This is a genomic window from Gracilibacillus caseinilyticus, from assembly GCF_022919115.1.
Taxonomy (GTDB): Bacteria; Bacillota; Bacilli; order Bacillales; family Amphibacillaceae; genus Gracilibacillus; species Gracilibacillus caseinilyticus.
Genome location: NZ_CP095072.1, coordinates 810,731 through 835,255, shown reverse-complemented (window position 1 = coordinate 835,255; position 24,525 = coordinate 810,731). Strand labels below are relative to the sequence as shown.

General features: G+C 39.6%; 20 protein-coding genes. 16 read left to right on the top strand and 4 right to left on the bottom strand.

Annotated features, from left to right (window positions below; all coding sequences use genetic code 11):
• The first annotated feature begins 69 nt into the window (after positions 1-69).
• From MUN88_RS03995 to MUN88_RS03980, 4 genes are all read left to right on the top strand, one after another.
• Positions 70-1,053, top strand: a complete 984-nt coding sequence (locus tag MUN88_RS03995) for a sugar-binding protein (protein WP_244721158.1) — start codon at positions 70-72, stop codon at positions 1,051-1,053.
• Positions 1,046-2,464, top strand: coding sequence for a sensor histidine kinase (locus MUN88_RS03990; RefSeq protein WP_244721155.1), 1,419 nt, complete (start codon positions 1,046-1,048; stop codon positions 2,462-2,464). The genes MUN88_RS03995 and MUN88_RS03990 overlap by 8 nt, the downstream gene beginning before the upstream one ends.
• Position 2,465: 1 nt before the next feature.
• A complete protein-coding gene (locus MUN88_RS03985; RefSeq protein ID WP_244721139.1) occupies positions 2,466-3,992 on the top strand; it encodes a response regulator in 1,527 nt (508 codons plus the stop codon).
• A gap of 684 nt (positions 3,993-4,676) precedes the next feature.
• Entirely contained in the window at positions 4,677-6,080 is a 1,404-nt protein-coding gene (locus MUN88_RS03980; protein WP_244721136.1) for a sugar porter family MFS transporter, read from the top strand.
• A 522-nt stretch (positions 6,081-6,602) separates the two neighbouring features.
• Here the strand turns inward: MUN88_RS03980 and MUN88_RS03975 are convergent.
• On the bottom strand, positions 6,603-7,949 hold the full coding sequence (locus tag MUN88_RS03975) for a GntP family permease (protein WP_244721133.1): 1,347 nt from the start codon (positions 7,947-7,949) through the stop codon (positions 6,603-6,605).
• Positions 7,950-7,973: 24 nt separating this feature from the next.
• A complete protein-coding gene (gnd, locus tag MUN88_RS03970) occupies positions 7,974-8,870 on the bottom strand; it encodes a phosphogluconate dehydrogenase (NAD(+)-dependent, decarboxylating) (RefSeq protein WP_244721130.1) in 897 nt (298 codons plus the stop codon).
• A gap of 146 nt (positions 8,871-9,016) precedes the next feature.
• Between gnd and MUN88_RS03965 the strand changes: the two genes are divergently transcribed.
• Positions 9,017-9,871 (top strand): MurR/RpiR family transcriptional regulator, encoded by an 855-nt coding sequence (locus MUN88_RS03965; RefSeq protein ID WP_244721128.1) that lies wholly within the window; start codon positions 9,017-9,019, stop codon positions 9,869-9,871.
• Between the two features lie 160 nt (positions 9,872-10,031).
• On the opposite strand, the gene MUN88_RS03960 is transcribed toward MUN88_RS03965, so the two are convergent.
• Positions 10,032-10,808, bottom strand: coding sequence for a CAP domain-containing protein (locus MUN88_RS03960; protein WP_244721125.1), 777 nt, complete (start codon positions 10,806-10,808; stop codon positions 10,032-10,034).
• A 344-nt stretch (positions 10,809-11,152) separates the two neighbouring features.
• Between MUN88_RS03960 and MUN88_RS03955 the strand changes: the two genes are divergently transcribed.
• Complete coding sequence (locus MUN88_RS03955) at positions 11,153-12,322, top strand: TraB/GumN family protein (RefSeq protein ID WP_244721122.1); 1,170 nt, start codon at positions 11,153-11,155, stop codon at positions 12,320-12,322.
• A gap of 112 nt (positions 12,323-12,434) precedes the next feature.
• Positions 12,435-12,560 carry a hypothetical protein gene (locus tag MUN88_RS21625; protein WP_256463976.1) on the top strand — a complete coding sequence of 42 codons (126 nt, stop codon included), beginning with the start codon at positions 12,435-12,437 and terminating at the stop codon, positions 12,558-12,560.
• Positions 12,561-12,677: 117 nt separating this feature from the next.
• Here the strand turns inward: MUN88_RS21625 and MUN88_RS03950 are convergent, their stop codons facing one another.
• Entirely contained in the window at positions 12,678-13,562 is an 885-nt protein-coding gene (locus tag MUN88_RS03950; protein ID WP_244721116.1) for a TIGR01777 family oxidoreductase, read from the bottom strand.
• A gap of 158 nt (positions 13,563-13,720) precedes the next feature.
• Here MUN88_RS03950 and MUN88_RS03945 point away from each other — a divergent pair, with 158 nt between their 5' ends.
• From MUN88_RS03945 to phnE (MUN88_RS03905), 9 genes are all read left to right on the top strand, one after another.
• The gene (locus tag MUN88_RS03945) at positions 13,721-14,290 is read left to right on the top strand and encodes a cysteine hydrolase family protein (RefSeq protein WP_244721113.1); all 570 of its coding nucleotides are present in this window, start codon (positions 13,721-13,723) and stop codon (positions 14,288-14,290) included.
• Entirely contained in the window at positions 14,287-15,744 is a 1,458-nt protein-coding gene (locus tag MUN88_RS03940) for a nicotinate phosphoribosyltransferase (RefSeq protein WP_369809938.1), read from the top strand. Before MUN88_RS03945 ends, MUN88_RS03940 begins: the two co-directional genes overlap by 4 nt.
• 15 nt (positions 15,745-15,759) lie before the next feature.
• Positions 15,760-16,587, top strand: a complete 828-nt coding sequence (nadE, locus tag MUN88_RS03935; RefSeq protein ID WP_244721111.1) for an NAD(+) synthase — start codon at positions 15,760-15,762, stop codon at positions 16,585-16,587.
• Positions 16,588-16,779: 192 nt separating this feature from the next.
• A complete protein-coding gene (locus MUN88_RS03930; RefSeq protein ID WP_244721104.1) occupies positions 16,780-17,763 on the top strand; it encodes a ring-cleaving dioxygenase in 984 nt (327 codons plus the stop codon).
• Between the two features lie 157 nt (positions 17,764-17,920).
• Positions 17,921-19,564, top strand: a complete 1,644-nt coding sequence (locus MUN88_RS03925) for a type 1 glutamine amidotransferase family protein (protein WP_244721101.1) — start codon at positions 17,921-17,923, stop codon at positions 19,562-19,564.
• 998 nt (positions 19,565-20,562) lie between these two features.
• Positions 20,563-21,663: a phosphate/phosphite/phosphonate ABC transporter substrate-binding protein gene (locus MUN88_RS03920; protein ID WP_369809937.1), complete on the top strand. Its 1,101-nt coding sequence runs from the start codon at positions 20,563-20,565 to the stop codon at positions 21,661-21,663.
• A gap of 297 nt (positions 21,664-21,960) precedes the next feature.
• The gene (phnC, locus tag MUN88_RS03915) at positions 21,961-22,743 is read left to right on the top strand and encodes a phosphonate ABC transporter ATP-binding protein (protein WP_244721099.1); all 783 of its coding nucleotides are present in this window, start codon (positions 21,961-21,963) and stop codon (positions 22,741-22,743) included.
• Positions 22,736-23,551: a phosphonate ABC transporter, permease protein PhnE gene (phnE, locus tag MUN88_RS03910; protein WP_244721095.1), complete on the top strand. Its 816-nt coding sequence runs from the start codon at positions 22,736-22,738 to the stop codon at positions 23,549-23,551. The genes phnC and phnE (MUN88_RS03910) overlap by 8 nt, the downstream gene beginning before the upstream one ends.
• 15 nt (positions 23,552-23,566) lie before the next feature.
• Positions 23,567-24,373, top strand: coding sequence for a phosphonate ABC transporter, permease protein PhnE (phnE, locus tag MUN88_RS03905; RefSeq protein WP_244721092.1), 807 nt, complete (start codon positions 23,567-23,569; stop codon positions 24,371-24,373).
• Positions 24,374-24,525: the final 152 nt, after the last annotated feature.

Sequence of the window (24,525 nt, the reverse complement as noted above, 5' to 3'; positions counted from 1 at the left end):
GTCGTGTTTTAAGAAAGAATAGCAATATGCTAATATAAATCGTATCCAGATCATTACGTGGAGGTTACTATGAGTAGGAGAAAGATAATCTATTTGATTTTCATTACCATATTTGTTGTTTCCTGTGGTTTTTCCCTTTATTTTTTTATTCAGTCTCAACGAATGGAGGAGAGGATAGAAGCGGAGACAAGCTCAGAACAATTATTACCTGCTTATCAATTTGCCTTAATTGGAGAAGAATTAGATCATGACTATTGGCGATTAGTTGGTCAGGGGGCAAAAGACGTAGAGCAGGATTACGACGTGAGTGTCGCATATGAGGGACCGAGAAGATCTAACCCAGATGAACAAATGAAACTTTTAGATATTGCTATTAAATCCAAGGTGGATGGAATTATTGTGCAAGCGATAAATGAAAAGTTTTTACCTGTGATCAATCAAGCCATGTCAAATGGGATCCCGGTTATCACGATTGATACCGATGCACCGAAAAGCGATCGCCTTGCATATGTTGGGACGGATAATTATGAAGCAGGGAAGCTAGCGGGCGATACGTTAGTGGAGGATCTTGATGGAAACGCTACAGTTGGTATTGTGACAGGCAGTTTTGATAACGCTCATCATCAATTACGTGTCGAAGGATTTAAGGAGGCGATAGCGCAAGCGCCAGAGGTAGAGATAGTTGCGATCGAGGAATCCAACATCACAAGAGTGGTAGCGGAAGAGAAAGCTTACAATATGCTAAAAGAACATCCTGATATTGATGCGTTGTATGGTACAAGTGCATTAGATGGTATTGGAATGGTAGAGGCGGCTGCATCGTTAGGGGTGGAGGAATCCATTTACATGCTTGCTTTCGATACCTTACCTGAAAATATCGAACTCTTGAAACAAGAGAAAATTGATGTGTTAATCGGTCAAAAACCGTATGAAATGGGGTCGCGCAGTGTCGAATTAATGATGAAGCTAATGGAAGGCGAAGCGATCGAGGATGTCTATCATACGGATACATCCGTAGTTAGGCCGGAAGATGTAGGTGAACAAAATGATTAGAATCCGTACAAAATTATTCATTTATTTTCTTGTAATCCTTGCCTTAGTTATTGTCATCATTTTTGTCCAGGAAAAAAGTACACAACGAATTGTGACTTTGCAGGATGAAAGTTCGGAACATAATTATTTGTTAAACGAAATAACCAATCAGACGAATCAGGTATTCCAGTCCTTGCAAATCTATGTCCACGAGCCGACAGAGGAGAATCTTACTTTTTATCAAAAAGATAAACAAGCGTTATCTAGCTTGCAAACCCAATTTAATAGCGCTACCGAGACTAGTACAGCAAAGGAAAACTATTACCATATGCTATCTTCTTTTTTAGCATTAACCGATAAAACAGTAGAGGGAGTGCAACAAGAGAATATTGACCGCTATTCCGCTTACTTGAATGACGCGGATAATACGGCCACGTATATTCATGAAAAAACGTTGGAATTAATCAATCAAGAATTAAGCCGTTACCAAAACATTTTGGCATTGGAAGATCAGCGAGTAAAATACATGAAGAATATGGGAACTTCTATGTTTATTGCTATTATTATTGGAAGCCTGTTGTTCGCGCTCTGGTTTTCGAATGGTATTACGAAAGTGATTGATAAACTGACGAATGCTGCCAAAGAAATTTCTCGTGGAAATTATAGTGTAGCAGATGTCGAAGTGGCACAAAATGATGAGTTGAATCTATTGACGCAAACCTTTAACCAGATGAAACGTAATATTGTGGAAGCTTTTCGTGAAATGAAAGAAAAAGCGCGCCTTCGTCAGTTGTTGAAGGAAATGGAATTAAAAAGCTTGCAAAACCAAATTAATCCTCACTTTTTGTTTAATACGCTAAATACGGTTTCAAAGCAAGCCTATATTGAAGGTGCTGAGCGTACGAGTGACTTAATCACTGCCGTCTCTGCTTTGCTTCGCTATAATATTGGCAGCCTAGATCGCGACACCTATTTAAAGGATGAAGTCAACATCGTCAATGAATACTTTTTTATTCAACAGACCAGGTTCAGGGACAGGGTCACCTTTCATCAGGATATTGACGAATCTTGTTTAATGACACCGATACCTTGTCTTACGTTACAGCCGATTATTGAGAATGCATTTATGCACGGAATCGAGGAAATGGCAGAAGGGGCCACGATTATGCTGCGGATTTATCCAGTCGAAGCCGTTGTGCAAATAGAGATTACGGATAATGGCATTGGAATGGATCAGGAAACCGTCGATCAGTTAATCCATCAAGAGGAAAAAAAGGACTCGGAACAGAAACGGAAAGGTCATTCTACTGGGATCGGTATGCGTAATGTTATCGACCGATTACATCTGTTCCACCCAGATAGTCAATTGTCTGTTCAGTCGGAGGTCGGAAAAGGAACAACCGTCATAATACAACTGCCTAAGGGGGGATAGCATGGTAAATGTAATGCTCGTAGATGATGAAGCCATGGAAAGAGAAGGCATCCGCATGATCTTAGAACGAAATCGCTCCAATGCTGAGATTATTGCAGAAGCAAGAACAGGAAACCAAGCTGTTGAACAAGCATTGCTCCATCAGCCTGACATCATTTTTATGGATATTAAGATGCCTGAGATGGATGGCCTTGCTGCGATCGAAAAAATATTAGCAGAATTGCCATCGACAAAATGTATCATGGTCTCTGCTTTTGATACATTTCAATATGCGAAACAAGCGATGAGCTTTGGTATTAAAGAATATTTGCTGAAGCCGAGTAAAATTTTAGAGGTGCTCGAAGCGTATGATCGTATGGTTGATGAATTAGTAGAACGTCAAGATATGGATACTAAACTGGAGCAGGCAAGTTCTTTAGTAGAAATGGAATTCATTTTGACATTAATGATGGACCATGTTCATGATTTTGATACAGATGAATGGATGAAAGGGCTGCAAATTGGGGATTCCCGTGTGTTTGCTGCTGTTTTGTCTTTTAAATCAGATCGGAAGCATGTAGATCGTGCTATCAAAAGTGAATGGTATCGGATCGTCAAGGATCACTTGATGAGCCAGAATTCACGGATTTTGATGGGGCCATTTACAGGTTTTCAGCTGCCGGTACTGGTTATCTATGATGATCAGAATTTAGCTCAATTTGCACGAGATACGCTGCAATTGCTTCAAACTCATCTTCATGATTGTCAGCTGTTTATCGGTGTGGGGGCGGTGATCGAAACATTAGCGGAATTTCCTCGGTCATATGAGGAAGCATTGTATGCGCTGGAAGAAGTTCATTTCCATCCAAGTGCTAAGTATCAGGTTTATCATGAGAAAATGACAGAGAAACGCAAGGGTTACAAACGCATGGAAGTAGAGAAACAGTTACTAGAAGCGATTAAGACAGGTGACAGTCAAACAGGTGCACAGTTATTTGACCGTTATTTTCTTTCTATACAACAACATGCCAACCACCAGCTGCCATCAATGCGGAAATCACTTGAACACTTTTTTATTATATTAACGCGGACGATGGAAGAAATCGGATTGGATCAAGATATGCAGCTGAACCTGGATCGTTTTGATACGTCCTCGCAAATAAAAGAAGTGGCAAAATCCCATTTACAAAAAGCAATCAGACTCATGAATGAATGGCGTTCAGACGGAGTACAGGGCTTACTTTTGCAAGCAAAGGATTATATTCACAAGCATTTCAAGGAAAATATCATGTTAGACGAGGTAGCGGAAGAAGTCGGCTTAAGTTCCTATTATTTAAGCAAGCTGTTCAAAGAGCACTTCCATCTGACATTTGTCGAGTACGTTACCCATATTCGATTGGAAAAAGCAAAAGACCTGTTACTGGATGATGAGATGCCACTAAAAGAAATAGCCCTCACCATTGGTTACCGCGATCCCAATTATTTCAGCCGCGTTTTCAAGAAAGAAATCGGGATCAGTCCTAGTGAACATCGGAAAAACAGTACTTGAAAAAAGTGCTGTTTTTTTTGCACGTTAGGAAAGCATAAAATGTTTAGCAATCAAGAAGCTCGACGTAGTGAAAATTTAAAGTGTACCAAGGATACCACGGGAGTCTATGTGGTTGGCCTGCGCTGGGATAAGTACTCTACAACTTTTACAAGTGCTAGCATATTGAGCGTATCCATAATTGTTCATTAGTAATTCTAAATAACATTATGTCTAGCACCACTACTTTTAGCTGTCCCATAAGTTGTAGCTCTTCCTTAAGCGTAGGAAATATGCGGAGACTCCAGTGGATCAGGTCGTGTGTGAAGATCCCGCAGGAAAGTGTTTTTCTTTCCGAGGATGCTGAACCCGCCCCCACAGGACGCGGGGCATATTTCCGGAGCTTTGCTAAGCAGATGAAATATCAAAATTACCACAACGTAAGGCAGCTCCATTTTATAATCCTTATTATAGGTAGTTGTATGTTATTTTGTTAGTTAGGACCGGTTGACTTTCCCGGTTTTTGTAACAATCACAAAAAAATCTAGCAAATAACAAAAAAGTGAAGATGTTCTTTCTTTTATGAAAGTGGATACATGATAAATTAGCAACATAAGAAATTTTCAACTTAATGAAAGCGTATCAATAGTTGGATCTGTTTATGTTAAAAGAAAACGATATCAATCTATTTATATAGGAGGAAGCATCATGGAAAAGAAACACTCACTTTGGTATGTTATTTTAATAGCATCTGCAGCAGGAATGGCTGGCCTATTGTATGGTTTTGATACAGCAGTTATTTCCGGAGCGATTGGATATTTACAAGAACTATATAATCTAAGTCCAGCAATGGAAGGCTGGGTCATCTCATGTGTTATGATCGGTGGCGTAACAGGGGTAGCATTGTCAGGATTTCTAAGTGACCGTTGGGGTCGTAAGAAGTTGTTAATGGTGTCGGCTATCTTTTTCATTATATCAGCGTTAGGTTCTGCGTTTGCACTAGGTGTGACAACGCTTGTATTAGCAAGAATTTTAGGAGGACTTGGTATCGGTTTTGCATCCGCTTTATCGGTAACATACATCAGTGAATGTGCACCCCCAGCAATTCGTGGCCGCTTAGGCTCCATGTATCAATTGTTCACCATCCTTGGTATTTGTGCGACGTTTTATATCAATTATGGTGTTGCCAACAGTGGTACCCATGAGTGGGCGTTAGATGTCGGCTGGCGCTGGATGCTAGGTTACGGAACAATTCCGGGTATTTTGTTTATGATTTTACTATTCTTCATTCCGGAAAGTCCGCGTTACTTAGTGCAGAAGAAAGATGATGAGCAAGCTTTCCATATTTTAAAACGGATTAATGGCGAACAAGTTGCTCAAAAAGAATTAAAAGAAATTAAAGCATCTATTGAGATAGAAAAAAGTAGTTCAGCGAAAGAATTATTAAGACCAGGCTTGAGAATGGCGATGGGTGTAGGGGTTTTCCTAGCTTTATTTAACCAAGTCATCGGTATGAATGCGGTAACGTACTATGGTCCGGATATTTTCCGCAGTGTTGGTTTTGAAAATAATACAGAGTTCTTAGCAACGAGTATTATTGGAAGTGTACAAGTTGTCTTTACCATTGTTGCGATTCTATTAATTGATAAACTAGGTCGTAAGAAGTTAATGGCAATTGGTTCCAGCTTAATGGCAGTGTTCATGCTGCTAATCGGTAGTATCTTCTACTTTGATCCGGCAAATGCAGGTGTACTATTAATTATTATGATCGCTGGTTTCACGGCTGCGTTCTGTGTATCAATGGGGCCAATTCCATGGATTATGATCCCGGAAATTTTCCCGAACCATTTACGTGCCAAAGCGGTAGGTATTGCAACCGTATTCCTGTGGGGAGCAAACTGGGCGATTGGACAGTTCACACCCGTCTTAATTAATAATATGGGTAGTACCTTTACATTCTGGATGTTCGCTGTCATTAACGTAATCTGTTTTATCTTCGTAATGACGATCGTTCCAGAAACAAAAAACAAAACATTAGAAGAAATCGGACAGTTATGGAAGTCAAAAGACAAAACGCAAAAAGAAGAGAAAATACAGGAAGAATTAGTATAAAAGGAAAGCCCGTGGTAGTGACCACGGGCTTTTTTTTTACATGTTGGAAAAGCATAAAATTCACTTGGAGTAGTATTCAACGTACTAAAAATGTAAAGAAGAAAAGTATAGGAAAACGAAGATCTTTGCCAGCACATAGTGATAAGCTGAGTTTTTCTTGATAAGGCAAGAACGTACATTTGATAATGATGAAGATCTTAAGAAGAAGAGTGATGAGTAATGATTGAAAGAAGTGACTTTCGTTCAAAAGAACTGATTTGGAGGGAAGTTATGATCGAAAGAGGGCGATATTCGGCCAAAGCAGTAGTATGAGAGAGGATTATGATCGAAAGAGGGTGGTATTCGGCAAAAGTAGCAGTATAAGAGGAACGTTATGAACGAAAAAATCTTTTGCAAGTAATTCATGTGCTAAAACAATAATTCTTTTAAAATATGTTCTCGAATATACTAACGAATCGAAATTGCTCACCGTTTTGTTATAAAAATAGCTGCGTGGAGGGGAGACACCATGCAGCTATTTCGCTATGAAATAAAGATCCCTAAAACAAGTGCAACGATTAAACCGACCAGTCCAATAAGTGTTTCCATAATGGTCCAGGATTTCAATGTATCTTTTACATCTAAGCCGAAATAACGGCCGACTAACCAGAAACCTGAATCATTGACGTGAGATAATACGGTTGCACCGGAAGCTACTGCTATTACGATTAATCCTAATACAGGCCCTTCCAAACCTAAAATATCAATCAAAGGTGCGACAAGTCCTGCAGCTGTAACCATTGATACGGTAGCTGAACCTTGGGCAACCCTTACACATGCTGCAATCAGAAAGGCTAATAGAATAGGAGGCAGGCTTGAATCCGCCATCATATTTCCGATAACATCACCTACACCTGACTGAATCAGTATTTCCTTAAATACACCACCAGCACCAGTTACCAGGATAATAATCCCTGCTGGTTCTAATCCTTTGTTCGCAATATCTTGTACTTCTTGACGGCTCAATCCGCGTTTCGTTCCTAAGAAAACAAATGTTAAAATCGTAGCGATTGTCAACGCGACAAAAGGATGACCTAAGAAGGTAAAGATCTCTCTGACGATATGCCCTTCTTCTAAGAAAAATCCTGAAAACGTATTACATAAAATTAAAAATAAAGGTGTTAAAATGATCGTTGCAATTAAGAGGAAGCTAGGTAGTTCCTTATTATCATAAGCGACTTCTTCCATATTCATGTATTCCGGTACCACAACATGCAAGCGTTTTGATATATAGCGAGCAAATAACGGACCGGCTATAATCATTGACGGTACACCTGCGATTGCACCAAACAGAATAACCCAGCCTAGATCTGCTCCAACTAAATCTGCGACGGCAATTGGTCCAGGTGTTGGTGGAATGAATGTATGTGTAACCGCTAACCCGGCAAGTAAAGGAATACCGTAATAGAGCAGTGATTTTCCAGTTTTCTTCGCTAATCCATATACGATAGGTACAAGAATAATAAACCCGACATCAAAGAAAACGGGGATTGCAACAAGGAACCCGGTAATACCGAGTGACCATTGTGCTTTATCTTCACCGAATTTATTGATCATCGTTTTTGCCAATCGGTCTGCTCCTCCGGATACCTCAAGCATTTGACCGAACATAGCACCTAAACCGACGACAACAGCGACGAAGCCTAAGGTTCCACCCATTCCTTTCTCCATCGTATCAATGACGTCACTGAGTGGCATACCTGCAAGAATTCCTACGATTAAACTGACAACTAACAAAGCGACAAATGCGTGTAATTTCGTCTTAATGACTAGGAAAAGTAAAAGAAAAATACCCGCTAACGCAATTAAAATTAACATTTGGTCTGACATGATGTTCCATTCCTTTCTGTGAAGTTATCTCTGGTTTACGGCATGGCCTCCGAATTCATTGCGAAGTGCTGCCACTGCTTTTCCGGTAAAGGTATCATCTTCTTGTGACCGGTAGCGCATCATTAATGCCAGCGTAATGACGGGGGCAGCCATTTCATAATCAAGTGCTGTTTCTACCGTCCATTTACCCTCTCCCGAAGAATTCATAACCCCTTTTATATCATCTAGTCGTGGATCTTTCGCGAATGCGTTCTCCATAAGTTCCATTAGCCATGAGCGGATAACAGAGCCATTGTTCCAGACTTTGGCTACCTTTTCATAATCATAATCAAACGGGCTTTTTTCCAATAATTCAAATCCTTCTGCAATGGCCTGCATCATTCCGTATTCTACCCCGTTATGGACCATTTTTAGAAAGTGTCCGCTTCCGGTTTTGCCGGTATACAGGTAGCCATTCTCTACGGTAACGTCTCGAAATAATGGTTCGATTTTCTTGAATTCGTCAGGGTCACCTCCGACCATCGTGCAAGCTCCGGTACGAGCACCTTCAATACCACCACTTGTCCCACAGTCAAAGTAGAATAGCTCCTTCTCTTGACTTAATTCTGCTCGTCTGAGGGAATCCTTATAATGTGCATTACCACCATCAATAATTCTGTCACCTGCGTCCATTGATGTAAGCAACGATGTAAAAACGCTTTCTGTAACATCCCCAGCAGGTACCATCATCCAAATCGTTCTCGGTGGTGTGATGCTTTTTACTAATTTGTCGATAGTAGCTGCTACCTGTGCACCAGCTGTCGAAATATTTTTCATTGCGTCATGATTTGTATCGTGAGCAACAACTTGATATTTGTGGTCTAACAGGTTTAATGTGAGTTGATATCCCATTTTTCCTAAGCCTATCATGCCAATTTGCATGTATAATCCATCCTTTGTTCGAAAAAAATTCGTTCTTCATACATTATACGAAAAAAAATTCTTTTTTCAACCGTTTACAAAAAATATTTTTTTCTATTGATATTTTTAGTATAATGTTAGGTAAACTTTGTCTCAGGAGAATGATCATGAAGAATAAACGACAGACATGTCTGGATCAAGTACGTCGAAACTATCCGAAATTCAGTGTTACAGAGCGAAAAATAGCCGACTATATATTGAAAAACCCCAACCAAATTATCCATTCCTCGATTAATCAATTAGCAGAGGACCTGCATGTAGCTGATTCGACAGTATTCCGTTTTTGTAAGCGGATAGGTTATAAAGGTTACCAGGCTATGAAGATTGCCCTTGCTTCTGAGGTAGTATCTTCTTTGCAGGATATACATGAAAAAGTGGACCAGGGGGATAGCGTGGAAACCGTAGCTTCCAAAGTGTTCCGTTCTAATATGAATGCGTTGGAGGAAACTTTGCAAATCATTGATGAGGAAGAAATCCGAAAGGCCGTGAAATCATTGACGACTGCAAGATTTGTCCATTTTTTCGGTACAGGTGGCTCGAACGTAGTGGCAATAGATGCTTATCATAAGTTTGTTCGAACCGGAATTGCCGTACAGGCAGTGTCTGATACGCATATGCAATTAATGGCCGCTTCTCAACTGGAAAAGGGGGATTGTGCGATTTTAATTTCGCATTCTGGTTCGTCGAAGGATATTATCCATATTTTAAATGTGTTAAAAGAAAAAAATGTCACGACCATAGCCATCACTAATTTTGCAAAATCAACGTTAAGTGCCGCTGCTGATATTGCTTTATATACGAGTTCGGTGGAAACAGATTTCAGAGCAGAAGCTTTCTCTTCAAGAATTGCCCAGCTATCACTGCTCGATTTACTTTATGTCAATGTGCTGATGGAAAAAGGTGAAGAAGGTCAAGAGGCAATCAGGAATATGCGTGAGGCGATGATAGTGAAGCGGATTTAGGAATAGTGATTACTTAAGTCGTATGCTAAATGAGCACAATTCGCCTAAATTCACATTCAAAACGGTTAATAAATATGTTTCTTATTATAATAAAGAAGGTGTAACCTGAGACATGCTCTGTGTTACACCTTCTTTGGATTGCTGTCTAGCTTGCGCTTATTTATTTTCCAATAAATTGTTGTGTCCAGTAGTTACCGTCTTCTACATAGCCAACGCCAATATGCGTAAAGTCTTCATTTAAGATGTTGGCACGGTGACCTTCACTGTTCATCCAAGCTTTCACTACTTCTTCTGGAGTAGTTTGTCCTTTGGCAATGTTTTCACCGGCTGTTTGATAGCTAATGCCAAATTGTTCCATCATATCGAATGGAGAGCCGTAAGTTGGACTATTGTGGCTGAAATAACCTTTAGACGCCATATCTTGTGATTTTGCTTTTGCCACTTTACTTAATTCTGTATCAAGTGTTAATGGTGACAAACCTTGTTTTTCACGTTCTACGTTAGTAAGGTCGATTACTTCTTGTTCAAATTGACTGATGTCTGATGCTTCGTTACTTTCTGTTGCTTGATCTTCTGTATTTTCTTCTACATTCGTTTCTGTAGAATTGTTTGTGTTCTGTTCAGGAGCTTGTTCTGTTTCATTTGTGTTGCTCTCTGGAGTTTCTGTTGCTTGATCGGCATTCTCTGCATTCTCTTGCTTGTTATTGTCTGTTGTATTTGACTCTTCTTCTTTAGATGGGTTTTTAATAGAATGATTCTCCATCCATTTATCTAAGAAATCCTGAATATTAGATTTAGAGATATCTCCGGTAGAAATCATCTCGTACACTTTATGTTGAACTTGGTTTTTCACTTCGATATTTGTGTCATGAGAAAAACCTGTATTTAGTAGAAACGCTCCTGCTAGTAAAGCTGTGATTGATAATTTTTTTATCATCGTTGTTTCACTCCTTTTGTTTTGTTCTACTCCATCATAGCACGTGTTTTTTGTAATATTTTTGGTTAATTCTAGCAAAACAACTACTGAAACCGGATACTATTATCACTCCTTCACTTTCAAATTTTTAAATTGGTAAAAAATGAGTAAACTAGTAAAAAATTATAGAAAAATAGACTTGACAGGATATAAAATCACTAGAATTATAACAACATGTTACAAAGCTGTTGCCACTGTAACATTTTTTGAAAAGAAGTATTCCATATAGATTAACATTAGGTTTTTTGGAAACAATCCTTTATACTAGGAGAAGCAGTTATTTTTACAAAAGGTAGGAATCGCTCATGTCTGAGGAAAATATAACGAGGTTACAATTAGAGGGTAAAGAATACATATTGATTGGAACTGCACATGTTTCGAAACACAGTGCCGAGCAAGTAAAGGAAGTAATCGAAGCGGAGCAGCCAGATGCTGTTTGTGTAGAGTTAGACAAACAACGCTATGAATCAGTGATGAACGGAAGTAACTGGCAGGATATGGACATCTTTCAAGTCATTAAAGAAAAGAAAGCAACCCTGCTATTAATGAATCTTGCTATTTCTTCATTCCAAAAAAGAATGGCTAAACAATTTGGCATTAAACCAGGTCAGGAAATGATCCAAGGTATTGAGTCAGCTGAGGAGACTGGCGCCGAGCTTGTCTTGGCAGATCGTAACATCCAGATTACATTCTCCCGCATTTGGCGCAGCATTGGTTTTAAAGGAAAGATGATGCTGTTGACACAAGTATTAGCTGGCGTCTTTACGAATGAATCGATTTCAGAAGAAGATTTGGAAAAAATGAAGAAACAGGATGCAATTGACAGTGTCTTAAGTGAATTCTCTGAGCAATTTCCGCGCTTGAAAAAGCCGTTAATCGATGAGCGTGATCAATATTTAGCGCAAAAAATAAAAAAAGCACCAGGTAATAAGATTGTTGCCGTACTTGGGGCAGCACACGTTCCTGGTATTACAAACGAAATTCAAAAAGACCATGATCTGAAGAAATTAACGCAATTACCACCAAAATCGAAAGTACCGAAAATTATCGGGTGGTCCATTCCGTTGCTGATTGTTGCAATCATTGCCTTTACGTTTATTACCAATCCGATGGCAGGCTGGCAGCAAGTTATTAGCTGGCTGGTCTGGAACGGAGGTTTTTCTGCACTAGGTGTTCTATTGGCATTAGGACATCCGTTAACGATTTTAACGGCATTAATTGCAGCGCCGATTACTTCATTAAATCCATTAATAGCTGCTGGCTGGTTTGCAGGAATCATGCAGGCAGTTGTGAAGAAGCCGCACGTATCAGATTTTGAAGCATTGGCAGATGATGTGCATACAGTAAAAGGATTTTGGCAAAATAAGGTGACACGTATATTATTGATTGTTGTATTTGCTAATGTAGGAAGTTCGCTTGGAACGATTATTGCAGGTACCGATATTATACGGTTGTTTATCGACAGTTTCTCATAATGAAAATTGGGCTTTTCTAGTAGAAAAGTCCAAATTTTTAATTAGAACTAGAACACACGTTCTGTTTTGTGATATACTATAGACAACCCTCGAGTGAAAGGGGGTGGGGAATATGGAAGTGGTGCTAACTTTTGTTGCTTTAGTAGTAAGCGTTGCCGTTGCTTGTATTAACTTAACTACGGCGATCTTAAACATCAAACGACACAAAAAAAAGGATCATCGCTCTGCCAAGCGATGATCCGAGTAAAACCACATGAGTGTGAGGGAGACCTCGCACTCACTCCATATTCTACTTTTATTATACAAGAATTATGAGCGAAATGTAAACGAATTTTATGTTAATATGTAGAAGTTGTCAGACAACATCCTGAATCGTCGCTTCGATTGTTGGATAACGGAAGGCATATCCAGCCTGTAATAGACGTTCAGGCAGCACCCAGCGACTTTTTAGTATTAATTCTGTTTCTGTTCTCAAGAATAATGCTCCTAATTCAAGCAATGGCGCAGGTGCTGGTAGTCCAAAAGATCGATTGAGACGGTGTCGAAGCACCCTCATTAAGTGTTCATTTTTAACCGGATGAGGAGCGGAGCAATTGAATATACCCTCCAACTCTGGATGATCCCTCATAAATAACACAATTTGGAATAAATCTTCTACATGGATAAAGCTGAACATCTGCTTCCCATTACCTTGTACCCCACCAAGACCAAATTTGACCAAATTCTTATAGGGAGTCATGACTCCTCCATTAGCTCCTAAGACAATGGCAATTCTTAAGGCTACTTGTCTTGTATTTGTTAATTTATATTGAAAAAAGGATTTTTCCCATTTCGTGGCGACATCGACTGAAAAGCCTTTTCCGATTTCACCGTCAGCTTCTGTCATTGGACGATCCTCTGCATGCCGATAGATAGTGGCTGTACTGGCATTAATCCATAATGCTGGCGGTTTTTCGCATGCTTTTACTGCATCTCCTAATAATTTAGTCGTACCAGTACGTGAATGAAGGATTTCCTGCTTATTCTGTTCGTGATAACGGCAATTGACTGATTTACCAGCTAGGTTAATGACCATTTCCGAACCTTCTACTGCATCGACTATTGCTTGATGCTTGTTCCAGGGGATAGCAGGAGCTTTCCTTGCGATCATAATCACCTGATAACCAAGTTGCACAAATTTATCTCGAAAATAATTGCCAATAAATCCTGTTCCTCCTGCAAGCACTATCTTTTTTGCCATCAAAATCACTCCTTTTTTTCCAGACTTTTACTCTATCATACCAAAAAGTAAATCATTGTTAAATTTTTCTGACATTTGTTCATACTTTTGTTACACTATTAATTAACGAAGTATAGGAAAGAAACGATTAGCAGTACGATAGAACGGAGATGACCAAATTGAAAAAAGCGTTAATCAATATTGACTATACCAATGATTTCGTTGCAGAAGACGGTGCATTAACTTGTGGTGCACCGGGTCAAGCGATTGAGGATCAGATTTCTCTTATTACCGAGGAGTTTGTGAAGGATGACACATTCGTTGTATTTGCAGTGGATTTGCATGATAAAGCAGATTCTTATCATCCGGAAGCAAAGCTTTTTCCTCCCCATAATCTAAAAGGGAGTAAGGGTCGGGAGTTATTTGGAAGTCTCAAGACTGTATATCAGAAGTATGAAAATGAGAAACATGTATATTATATGGATAAAACGAGGTATTCTGCTTTTACAGGAACCGATTTAGAGATTAAACTAATAGAAAGAGGAATACAAGAGGTGCACCTTGTCGGAGTATGCACAGATATCTGTGTCCTGCACACAGCAGTTGATGCTTATAACAAAGGATTTCAGATTGTTGTTTATAAAGATGCCGTCGCATCATTTAATCAGGCAGGGCATGAATGGGCACTTGGACATTTTGAGCAAACATTAGGTGCAAAGGTGATAGAATTTGGAGGAAGACAATCATGACTTATGAAGACGATAGTTTAATGCTCCATACGGATCTGTATCAAGTCAATATGGCAGAAACCTATTGGCGTGACGGCAAGGCTGGACAGAAGGCAGTATTTGAGTTGTATTTTCGCAAGCTTCCTTTTGACAATGGTTATGCTGTATTCGCAGGTTTAGATCGTGTATTGGACTTTATCGAAAATTTTGGCTTTACAGAAAGTGATTTAACGTATCTGAAGGAAATTGGCGGATATGAAGACGATTTTCTCGATTATTTACGCAACTTGACATTTACTGGCACGATTAGATCCATGAAAGAAGGCGAAGTTGTATTTGCAAATGAGCCATTAATGCGAATTGAGGCACCATTAGCAGAAGCACAATTAATTGAAACGCCCCTACTTAATATTGTGAACTATCAAACATTAATCGCGACGAAGGCAGCACGGATTAAGTATGTTGTCGGTGATAGTACGGTAATGGAATTTGGTACGAGAAGGGCACATGAAATGGATGCGGCTATCTGGGGAACTAGAGCAGCCTACATTGGTGGTTTTTCTGCGACTAGTAATGTGCGTGCAGGTAAGCTGTTCGGGATTCCAATTGCTGGTACACACGCCCATGCGATGGTGCAGGCTTATCGGGATGACTATATTGCGTTCAAGAAATATGCCAGTACCCATAAGGATTGCGTCTTTCTGGTAGATACGTATGATACCTTACGTTCAGGTGTGCCGAATGCGATTAAGGTTGCCAAAGAATTCGGTGACAAAATCAATTTTAAAGGGATTCGCCTTGATAGTGGAGACATGGCATATTTATCAAAGAAAGCGCGCAAAATGTTAGATGATGCTGGGTTTACCGAAGCAGAGATTATCGCTTCCAATGACCTGGATGAATATACGATTCTTAACTTGCAAGCACAGGGAGCAGTTATTGATATTTATGGAATTGGCACCAAGCTGATTACCGCCTATGATCAGGCAGCATTAGGTGGTGTTTATAAGCTGGTGGCGATTGAAGAAGATGGTAACATGATTGATACGATTAAGATTTCGGCCAATCCAGAGAAGGTCACCACGCCAGGCAGTAAGCGTGTGTATCGAATTATCAATAATGAAACAGGCTATTCGGAAGGCGATTATATTGCACTGGAACAGGAGGATCCACAATCTGAAGAACGTTTGAAAATGTTCCATCCGGTGCATACATATATTAGTAAGTTTGTGACTAATTTCACGGCAGTTAATTTGCATGAGGATGTTGTAGTAGATGGTGATATTAAATATGGAAGTCCATCATTAGAGGCTATTCAAAACTATACAACGCAAAACATGAACCTGCTCTGGGAAGAATACAAACGAACGATGAAGCCAGAGGAATATCCTGTGGATTTAAGTGAAGCCTGCTGGGAAAATAAAATGAAATTAATTCGTGATATTAAGCGGAAGGTTAAAGAAAAGGTTGAATAATGGAAGGAGATTGTTATGCATACATTACAAGAACAAATTATTAAAACACTAAAAGTACAGCCGACCATTGAACCACAGGCAGAATTTCGCCGCAGTGTCGATTTTGTTAAAGCATATTTAGAAAAGCATTCATTTTTAAGAAGTGCTGTATTAGGTATTTCTGGTGGTCAGGATTCAACGCTTGCGGGTTATATTTGTCAGACAGCTATTAACGAATTAAATGAAGAAAACAAGGACGCAAAATATGAATTTATTGCTGTAAGACTGCCATACGGTGAACAAGCCGATGAAGAAGATTGTAAAGATGCGATAGCATTCATTCAGCCAAGTAGAGTAGTACGTGTGAACATTAAAGATGCTGTCGACGCGAGTGAAAAAGCAGTAGAACAAGCGATTGGCGATATTAGCGAGTTTGTGAAAGGAAATACGAAAGCACGTGAACGTATGAAAGTGCAGTATGATATTGCAGCTGCAATGAGTGGAGTTGTGGTTGGAACCGATCATGCCGCAGAAGCAATCACAGGATTTTTTACTAAATATGGAGATGGAGCGGCAGATATTTTGCCTCTTTACCGCTTAAACAAAAGACAAGGAAAAGCTATTCTGAAGATGTTAGGCTGTCCAGAGCATTTATATCAAAAAATACCAACAGCAGACTTAGAAACAGACAAACCACAATTGCCGGACGAAGAAGCACTTGGTGTTACGTATGATGCGATTGACGATTATCTAGAAGGAAAAGAAGTAGCAGAACAGGATGCGAAGACGATTGAAAATTGGTATTTGAAAACCCGTCATAAACGGGAAGAACCAATCACTGTTTTCGATGATTGGTGGAAGTAAAGTGAATAGGAGCTGTCTGATGTATGAAAAGCGGGGCAGCTCTTTTTGTTTGAAGTTCACTACCTTTGTCTGATATATTTACCACAATAATGATTCGTATTTGATCATTGCTTTTTTGTGGGATAATTTAGTCAGTATTATCAATTTGTCTCGAATTCAAAATATATTTTACTTTATGAAGGAGATGAGCGGATGAATGGCGTAAAAGGCATGCATCACGTAACAGCTATCACGAGCAGTGCGGAAGAAAATTATAAATTCTTCACCTATGTATTAGGCATGCGTCTAGTGAAAAAAACCGTTAATCAAGATGATATTCAAACGTATCACTTATTTTTTGCAGACGATCAGGGCAGTCCTGGAACCGATATGACGTTTTTCGATTTCCCTGGAATTCCAAAAGGGACACATGGTACTAATGAAATTTATCGTACAGCCTTTCGAGTGCCATCAGATGAAGCGCTCGACTATTGGGTGAAACGATTTGATCGTTTAGAAGTGGAGCACGATGGGATTCAGGAACAATTCGGCAAAAAAATACTATCGTTTGTCGATTTTGACGATCAGCAATATCAATTAATTTCTGATCAGAATAATGAAGGAGTTGCTTCTGGAATGCCATGGCAGGAGGGTCCTATACCATTGGAATATGCAATCACGGGATTAGGGCCAATTTCCGTCCGAATCCAGGATTATAAATATTTTCGCCAAGTGATGGAGAAGGTGCTATTGTTTAAGGAAATCGCCAAAGATGGCAGCTTCCATTTGTTCGAAGTTGGTGAAGGTGGAAACGGTGCCCAAGTAATAGTGGAAGAGAATAAGGAATTACCTTTGGCAAGACAGGGCTATGGCACAGTGCATCATGCTGCATTTCGTATCGACGATCTTGAAACATTACACGAATGGGATCAGCATTACCGTCGTTTCGGTTTCCAGACATCCGGATATGTCGACCGATTTTTCTTTAAATCGTTATATACCAGAGTTGCGCCGCAAATTTTATTTGAATTGGCAACAGACGGACCGGGCTTCATGGGAGATGAACCTTACGAAACCCTAGGTGAAAAGCTTTCGTTACCACCGTTTCTCGAGGGAAAAAGGAATGAAATTGAAAGTATGGTTCGGCATATTGATACGGTGAGAAGCAGTAAGGATATTCGAAAAGAATATGAATAACCAAAAGGCTAAGTTGGATGCTTAGCCTTTTTACATTATTTAAAATAGATAGGCACATTATAAACTTTACTATAATTTAACAACTCCCATATATAGACATAATATCTATTTGATAGGTTAGACGTGAAAGCTAATCTGTTTAATGGGAGGAAAAATAATGCTAAAAAAATTGTCTCATTTGTTGATTGCTGTTTTTTGTTTGCTCTTTGTGTATTCACCGGTAGTCGATGCGGAAGGTCCATCTGATCCTGCTCCGGAGATTGATGCAGTTGGGCCAGCCAATGGAATGTCTGTCTTGTTTGATAATACGCATGGACAAACAGCAGGTGCTGCTGATTGGGTAATTGATGGTGCTTTCTCAGATTTTGCTGATGCAATTGCTTCTGAAGGGTATGATGTTAAGGAATTGCGAAAAGCGGGAAGATTTGACCTATCTGATTTAGTTAATTACGATGTTTTTGTTATTCCTGAAGCCAATATTCCATTTTCCAGTCAGGAACAAGAAGCAATGGTAGATTACGTCGATCAAGGTGGAAGTATATTTTTTATAGCAGATCATTATAATGCAGACCGAAACAAAAATAGATGGGATTCCTCTGAAGTATTTAACGGATACCGACGTGGTGCCTGGTCTGATCCTTCATTGGGGATGAGTCAGGAAGAAGAGAATTCCTTTTACATGCAAAATGTAACTAGTTCTGACTGGCTCAGTGAGAACTTCGGCATGCGGATCCGATATAATGCACTGGGCAACGTGGAATCCGATATGATAGTGTCTCCTTCTCAGTCATTTGATATTACTAGTAATGTTGGCACAATGACGATGCATGCCGGTTCTACTGTGGCCATTACCGATCCTGCCAAAGCGAAAGGGATTGTCTATATAGAAGATACCAATGCAGCCTGGTCCCATGCAGTTGATCAAGGTGTCTATAATGGTGGTGGGACAGCAGAAGGACCATATGTAGCAATTGGAAAGCATAGTTTAGGAAAAATAGCCGTAATTGGTGATTCGTCACCGGTCGAAGATATCACGCCAAAATATAAGCGCGAAGAAACTGGTGGGACGAAAACAACTTATGATGGATTTTATGATCAGGATAACCATATCTTACTCGTCAATCTAATTAATTGGTTAGCAACTCAGGAAAATTATACATCTTTCAACCAATTATCTAATTTTAATCTTGACCAAGCCACAAGCTTGTTAAGTATGGAAAATCCCGTTTCTTCCACAGAACCACAGTCAGAGCCATGGGATATGCCAGATCCGGGATATAAGTGGTGGGATCGCTCTACCTTTGAAGAAGGTTCCTATGGATATACGGAAAACGATGAACCGACGGACCCGGGAGATCCAATTGATGGTGCAACAGAAAACTTTGATTCTGGTAATAAGGCTGCTTATGCAGAGGGAACTGTTTCGTTGGAATCTGGATCATGGACTTTTGATAATGCTTTGTTAGGGAAATTATCAACGGATAAGAAAAACGGCGCACAGTCAGCCCGTATACGATCCAATGGTTCCATCACGATGAACTTCGATGTAAGTGGTGCAGAAAGCATCAGCTTATCACATGCTAATTTTAACAATGATAGTGGAGCAACATGGTCATTAGAGAAATCGACTAATGGTGGCTCGTCTTGGACACATGTAGCGGGTCCTTACAGTAGTAGCAGCTCTTTAGCTGTGTCAGCGCTACAAGTAAATGAGACAAACACGGTACGCTTTCGAATTGTAGTCAGTGGAGCAAGTGGAGAACGTATCAATATGGATGATTTCACGATAACTAATGAATGAAGCATGGAACTTGCTTAATCAGTAATGTAGTAACAAAAGCCGAACACACACGATTTTTCCACAAATATTCGTGTGTGTTCGGCTTTCTTTTATATAAATATATACTCCGAAGCAACTATTGAATTGCAAACCTAACGCATAGAAGAACACTCTGCTTCATGTAACTGGAACAATATATATTTGTATCTTGCCTGTCGTTTTTTCATAAAGATAAGAGAGTATATAAGTACAGTCATAGAAATAATAATGCCGAATATAAGTTGGCTTCTTATAATATGGATTATGTTAAGTAGAACTTTCTGACATTGTGGTAATTTTGATAGATTTCATCTGCTTAGTAAAGCTCCGGAAATATGCTCCGCGTCCTGTGGGGCACGACTTCAGCTAACTTAGGAAAGAAATTTCTTTTCTTTCCTAAGTGGATCTTCAGCTCGCGCTGATCCCACGGGAGTCTCCGCATATTTCCTACGCTTAAAGAAGTGCTACAACGTATGGAACAGCTAAAAGCAGTCGTGCTAGGCATTGTGTATATCATCAAATGAAAGCAGATAGTGCTCCATATCCTACCTGTCGCATTCATTGTGGAGCTATACATGAGCGTAGGCCAACCACGTAGACTCCCGCGGGACATGCAGGTGCTGAAGATCCACTTTGTGAAGCGTTCTTCTTCACAAAGTTAGCTTCAGCCGTGCCCCGCAGGACGCGAAGTGGTTGGACGAAGCGGTATGCCAGCACACTAAACATTTCAAAATGACTTCAACGCTAGTTAACATAATCCATATTATAGGTAGTTGTATATTATTTATGTTAGTTAGGACCGGGTGAGCTTCCTCGTTTTTTTCTAAGTATACGCAAATTTTGCTATGTTTCGTCTCCATTTTTATGCGTATTACTCCAAAAGTTAAAGAAAATTTACATTATTTTCATTCTGTCTTAACAGTAATGCTCTAGACTCAGAGATAGGTTCTACATCTTATATATTTTGAAAGGGGACAACTATGTTGAAAAAATTATGGTTGTTATTAGTTATGGCACTATTAGCAGTAATGTTAATTGCTTGTGGAGAATCGGAAGAAGGAAATACAGATGGTTCAACAGAAAACGAAGCAGAAGCAAGTGAAACAGAGAATGAATCTTCGGCATCAGAAGAAGAAAGCAATAAAGCCATTGATGAATTGTCTATCAGCTTTGTACCTTCACGTGAACCGGACGAAATTACAACAGCTACAGAGCCGTTAAAAGAATTGCTAAAAGAAGAAATGGCAAACTTAGGCTATGATATTGGAAATGTTGAGATATCAGTTGGGACAAGCTATGAAGCAGTTGGAGAGGCATTATCTGCAGGCACTACTGATATTGGATTTATCCCTGGTGGTACATATGTCCTTTATGATGATGGTGCAGAGGTACTTCTGACTTCTACACGTGCTGGTTTAACCAATGATTCTGACAATGCGAAGGACTGGAATGATAATAAACCAACAGAAGCAAGTGATGAACAGGTTACCTATTATCGTGCATTAATGATTGCAGGTCCGTCGGAGAAAGGTCAGGAATTAGCAGAGAAGGTAAACAGTGGTGAAGAATTAACCTTTGAAGATATTGACAGTGCATCATGGGCGGTGATGTCTACTTCTTCTCCTGCAGGATATATTTATCCAGCACTATGGCTGAAGGATAATTTTGATAAAACGATTACTGATTTATCGAACAAAGTAAAGGTGGATTCATATGGTAGTGCCTTTGCTCGTTTAGCTCAAAAAGACATTGATGTGATGGTAACCTATGCAGATGCTCGCCGTGATAATGCAGATACATGGCAATCAGATTTTAATCGTGAAGGTACCATCTGGGATGAAACGAATGTCATCGGTGTTACTTCTGGTATTTATAACGACACGATCAGTGTAAGCAAAAACTCTGAGATTATGGATGAGGACTTAAAAACAGCAATCCAGCAAGCCTTTCTAAATATTGCTGAAACAGAAGAAGGTAAAGAAGTTATCTCTATATATAACCACGAGGGTTACCAAAAAGCTTCTGATGCTGATTATGATAAAGAACGGGAAGCGCAGGAAATGGTGCAGTCTTTAAATTAAGCTGCAATACAACTTATCAGGAATAAGCTTAAATGGGGTTGTTTCAAAAAGGGATGAAGCCAATGATGAGCAATGAGAAAATGCGAATGACTTGCAGGAGGCAGGTTGATTAATCATCAATTTGGTTGACCTTTTTGGACAGCTCCATTTTTTACACGTTAAGAAAGCACAAAATTTTAGCAATAAAGCAGCTCGACGTAGTGAAAATTTAAAGTGTACCAAGTATAAGAAAAACTACGGCACTCGCTATAAGACGAGGCGAATGCCGAGTTTTTCTAACAAGGATGGCGATAGAAAATGATAGAATTTATCGATGTAGATAAGACATATGGTAAAGGCGTGAAAGCATTACAGAATGTTAATTTGAAGATTGATAAAGGGGAATTTGTTGCGGTCATTGGCTTATCTGGTGCAGGAAAATCGACGCTGATTCGTTGTATTAATCGCATGCACGATATTACCTCTGGCTCACTCGTTGTCGATGGAATCGAAGTTGGTCATTTGCGTGGTAAAGAGATTCGCAAGTTCCGTCGGCGAATCGGAATGATTTTTCAATCCTTCAATTTGGTTACGCGAGCAACAGTTTTAAAAAACGTACTGGTATCCTTTGTACCGGAATTACCCTTGTGGAGAAAGCTGACCGGAATATTTTCGAAAGAATTGAAATTAAAGGCGTTAACAGCACTTGATCAAGTAGGCATACTGGATAAAGCATATGTGCGAGTTGATCAGCTTTCTGGTGGTCAGCAACAGCGGGTGGCCTTGGCCAGAACGTTAGCGCAAAATCCTTATATAATGTTGGCTGATGAACCGATTGCTTCATTAGACCCTGTTACGTCACAGCAAGTTATGGACGATTTTAAGCGGATCAATCAACAGATGGATCTATCGGTAATTATGAATATTCACCATGTTGAAGTGGCATTGGAATATGCGGATCGGATTATTGGTGTCAGGGAAGGTCAAATTGTTTATGATGGTCCTTCTCAGGAAGTGACGGACGACATATTAGATTATATTTATAAAGGCGGAAAGGAAGATGTGACAACGGAAGCGTATGAGGAAGGTGCTTATGTTTGATAAAGTTTTTCCACCGAAAGAAATCATACTGCCTAATGGGAAGATCATTATGGAGAAGCGGTCACGTACACCTCTCACTGTACTAATTGTTATCGTATCAACCTATCTATCTGTAAAATTTACCGGATTTGAATTTTTAGTTTTGCTTCAAAGTGGAGACAAATTCTTTGATATTGTGGTAGCTATGATTCCGCCGAAATGGGAATACCTCCCGAATATTTGGAAGCCACTGATGGATACAATTAAGATGTCACTGCTTGGATCTGTGATTGGTTCGCTTGTTGCGGTACCAGCAGCCTACTTAGCTGCTTCCAACATCGTCGAATCCAAAATGGTAGTGATGATTGCCAGGTTCGTTCTTAGTGTTTTACGAACAATGCCTACACTAGTGACGGCGCTTATTGCAACCTTTATTTTTGGTTTAGGAACGTTAGCAGGGACGGTAGCAATCTTTTTATTCACCCTTTCTTATGTCGGAAAGTTACTATATGAACAAATTGAAAATGCTAGTATGAATGCATTTGAAGCGATGGAGTCCATAGGAATGAATCGGATACAGGCTTTTCGCTATGCGATATTCCCACAAGTACTCCCGAACTTTTTGTCAACTTCGATGTTTTGTTTCGAAGGGAATGTCCGTTATGCAGCCATTCTTGGGTATGTTGGAGCCGGAGGTATCGGATTGTTGTTGGATGAAGGACTGGGATGGCGTGATTATGCCAGTGTAGGTATGGTGTTATTGATGTTAGCCATTACCGTATTTTTTATTGAAACCATTAGTGAGCATTTTAGGAAAAAGTTGATATGAAAGGCCTGACTTATCATGAATGTGATTGAGAAGCAATTATATGCAGCACCAAGAAATAAAACGTACCTGTTTGTGATAACAGGAATGATCGTAGCATTATTTCTATGGTCTTTAACTGCAGTGAATATCGAGAATATGGAGGAAAGCGGCTGGTCAATTGCGCAGAGCATTTTGACTGGGATTGTCACACCGGATTTGGATTTACTTATTAATTTCACCAAGCAAGGAGTATTATATTTATTAGTGGAAACAATCGCGATTGCCTTTTTAGGTACGATTATTGGAGCTATTCTAGCGATACCGTTAGCATTTTTGTCTGCATCGAATGTCGTACCAAAACCATTAGCATACTTAACAAGACTGCTGCTTATTGGCATCCGGACGGTACCTTCGTTAGTATATGGGCTGATGTTTATTCGTGTGACAGGGCCTGGTCCTTTTGCAGGTGTATTAACAATCGGCTTGATTTCGGTGGGAATGCTTGCTAAATTATTCGTCGATGCGATCGAAGATTTGGATACGAGTATTTTTGAATCGATGACGTCGATTGGATGTACAACCTTTGAAAAGATTCGTTTCGGTATCGTACCACAGCTGTTTGCGATATTTTTATCGGTCATCATTTATCGTTTTGATATGAACCTTCGTGAAGCATCGATTCTCGGTTTAGTAGCAGCGGGCGGTATTGGTGCGCCATTAATATTTGCGATGAACGCCTATCGCTGGAATGAAGTAGGTTCGATTTTAATCGGATTGGTTGTGTTGATATTAATTGTGGAACTGTATTCTAATTATACACGAAATAAGTTAGTCAGAGGCTGAATGGTCCACCCCGTCTCTTTATTAGGATGGGACTTTATACACAATTACGTATTTTTCATAAGTTAAGAAAGCAAAATTTTAACTTAAGATTAAGAAAATAAAAGTTTAGGTTCTTATAATACGTATTATGTTAACGAGCTTAGTGGTGATTT

Bases quoted from the DNA above. Each gene is read 5' to 3' on its own strand.
- MUN88_RS03995 (WP_244721158.1), top strand. From the start codon at position 70: ATGAGTAGGAGAAAGATAATCTATTTGATTTTCATTACCATATTTGTT.
- MUN88_RS03990 (WP_244721155.1), top strand. From the start codon at position 1,046: ATGATTAGAATCCGTACAAAATTATTCATTTATTTTCTTGTAATCCTT.
- MUN88_RS03985 (WP_244721139.1), top strand. From the start codon at position 2,466: ATGGTAAATGTAATGCTCGTAGATGATGAAGCCATGGAAAGAGAAGGC.
- MUN88_RS03980 (WP_244721136.1), top strand. From the start codon at position 4,677: ATGGAAAAGAAACACTCACTTTGGTATGTTATTTTAATAGCATCTGCA.
- MUN88_RS03975 (WP_244721133.1), bottom strand. From the start codon at position 7,949: ATGTCAGACCAAATGTTAATTTTAATTGCGTTAGCGGGTATTTTTCTT.
- gnd (WP_244721130.1), bottom strand. From the start codon at position 8,870: ATGCAAATTGGCATGATAGGCTTAGGAAAAATGGGATATCAACTCACA.
- MUN88_RS03965 (WP_244721128.1), top strand. From the start codon at position 9,017: ATGAAGAATAAACGACAGACATGTCTGGATCAAGTACGTCGAAACTAT.
- MUN88_RS03960 (WP_244721125.1), bottom strand. From the start codon at position 10,808: ATGATAAAAAAATTATCAATCACAGCTTTACTAGCAGGAGCGTTTCTA.
- MUN88_RS03955 (WP_244721122.1), top strand. From the start codon at position 11,153: ATGTCTGAGGAAAATATAACGAGGTTACAATTAGAGGGTAAAGAATAC.
- MUN88_RS21625 (WP_256463976.1), top strand. From the start codon at position 12,435: ATGGAAGTGGTGCTAACTTTTGTTGCTTTAGTAGTAAGCGTTGCCGTT.
- MUN88_RS03950 (WP_244721116.1), bottom strand. From the start codon at position 13,562: ATGGCAAAAAAGATAGTGCTTGCAGGAGGAACAGGATTTATTGGCAAT.
- MUN88_RS03940 (WP_369809938.1), top strand. From the start codon at position 14,287: ATGACTTATGAAGACGATAGTTTAATGCTCCATACGGATCTGTATCAA.
- nadE (WP_244721111.1), top strand. From the start codon at position 15,760: ATGCATACATTACAAGAACAAATTATTAAAACACTAAAAGTACAGCCG.
- MUN88_RS03930 (WP_244721104.1), top strand. From the start codon at position 16,780: ATGAATGGCGTAAAAGGCATGCATCACGTAACAGCTATCACGAGCAGT.
- MUN88_RS03925 (WP_244721101.1), top strand. From the start codon at position 17,921: ATGCTAAAAAAATTGTCTCATTTGTTGATTGCTGTTTTTTGTTTGCTC.
- MUN88_RS03920 (WP_369809937.1), top strand. From the start codon at position 20,563: ATGTTGAAAAAATTATGGTTGTTATTAGTTATGGCACTATTAGCAGTA.
- phnC (WP_244721099.1), top strand. From the start codon at position 21,961: ATGATAGAATTTATCGATGTAGATAAGACATATGGTAAAGGCGTGAAA.
- phnE (WP_244721095.1), top strand. From the start codon at position 22,736: ATGTTTGATAAAGTTTTTCCACCGAAAGAAATCATACTGCCTAATGGG.
- phnE (WP_244721092.1), top strand. From the start codon at position 23,567: ATGAATGTGATTGAGAAGCAATTATATGCAGCACCAAGAAATAAAACG.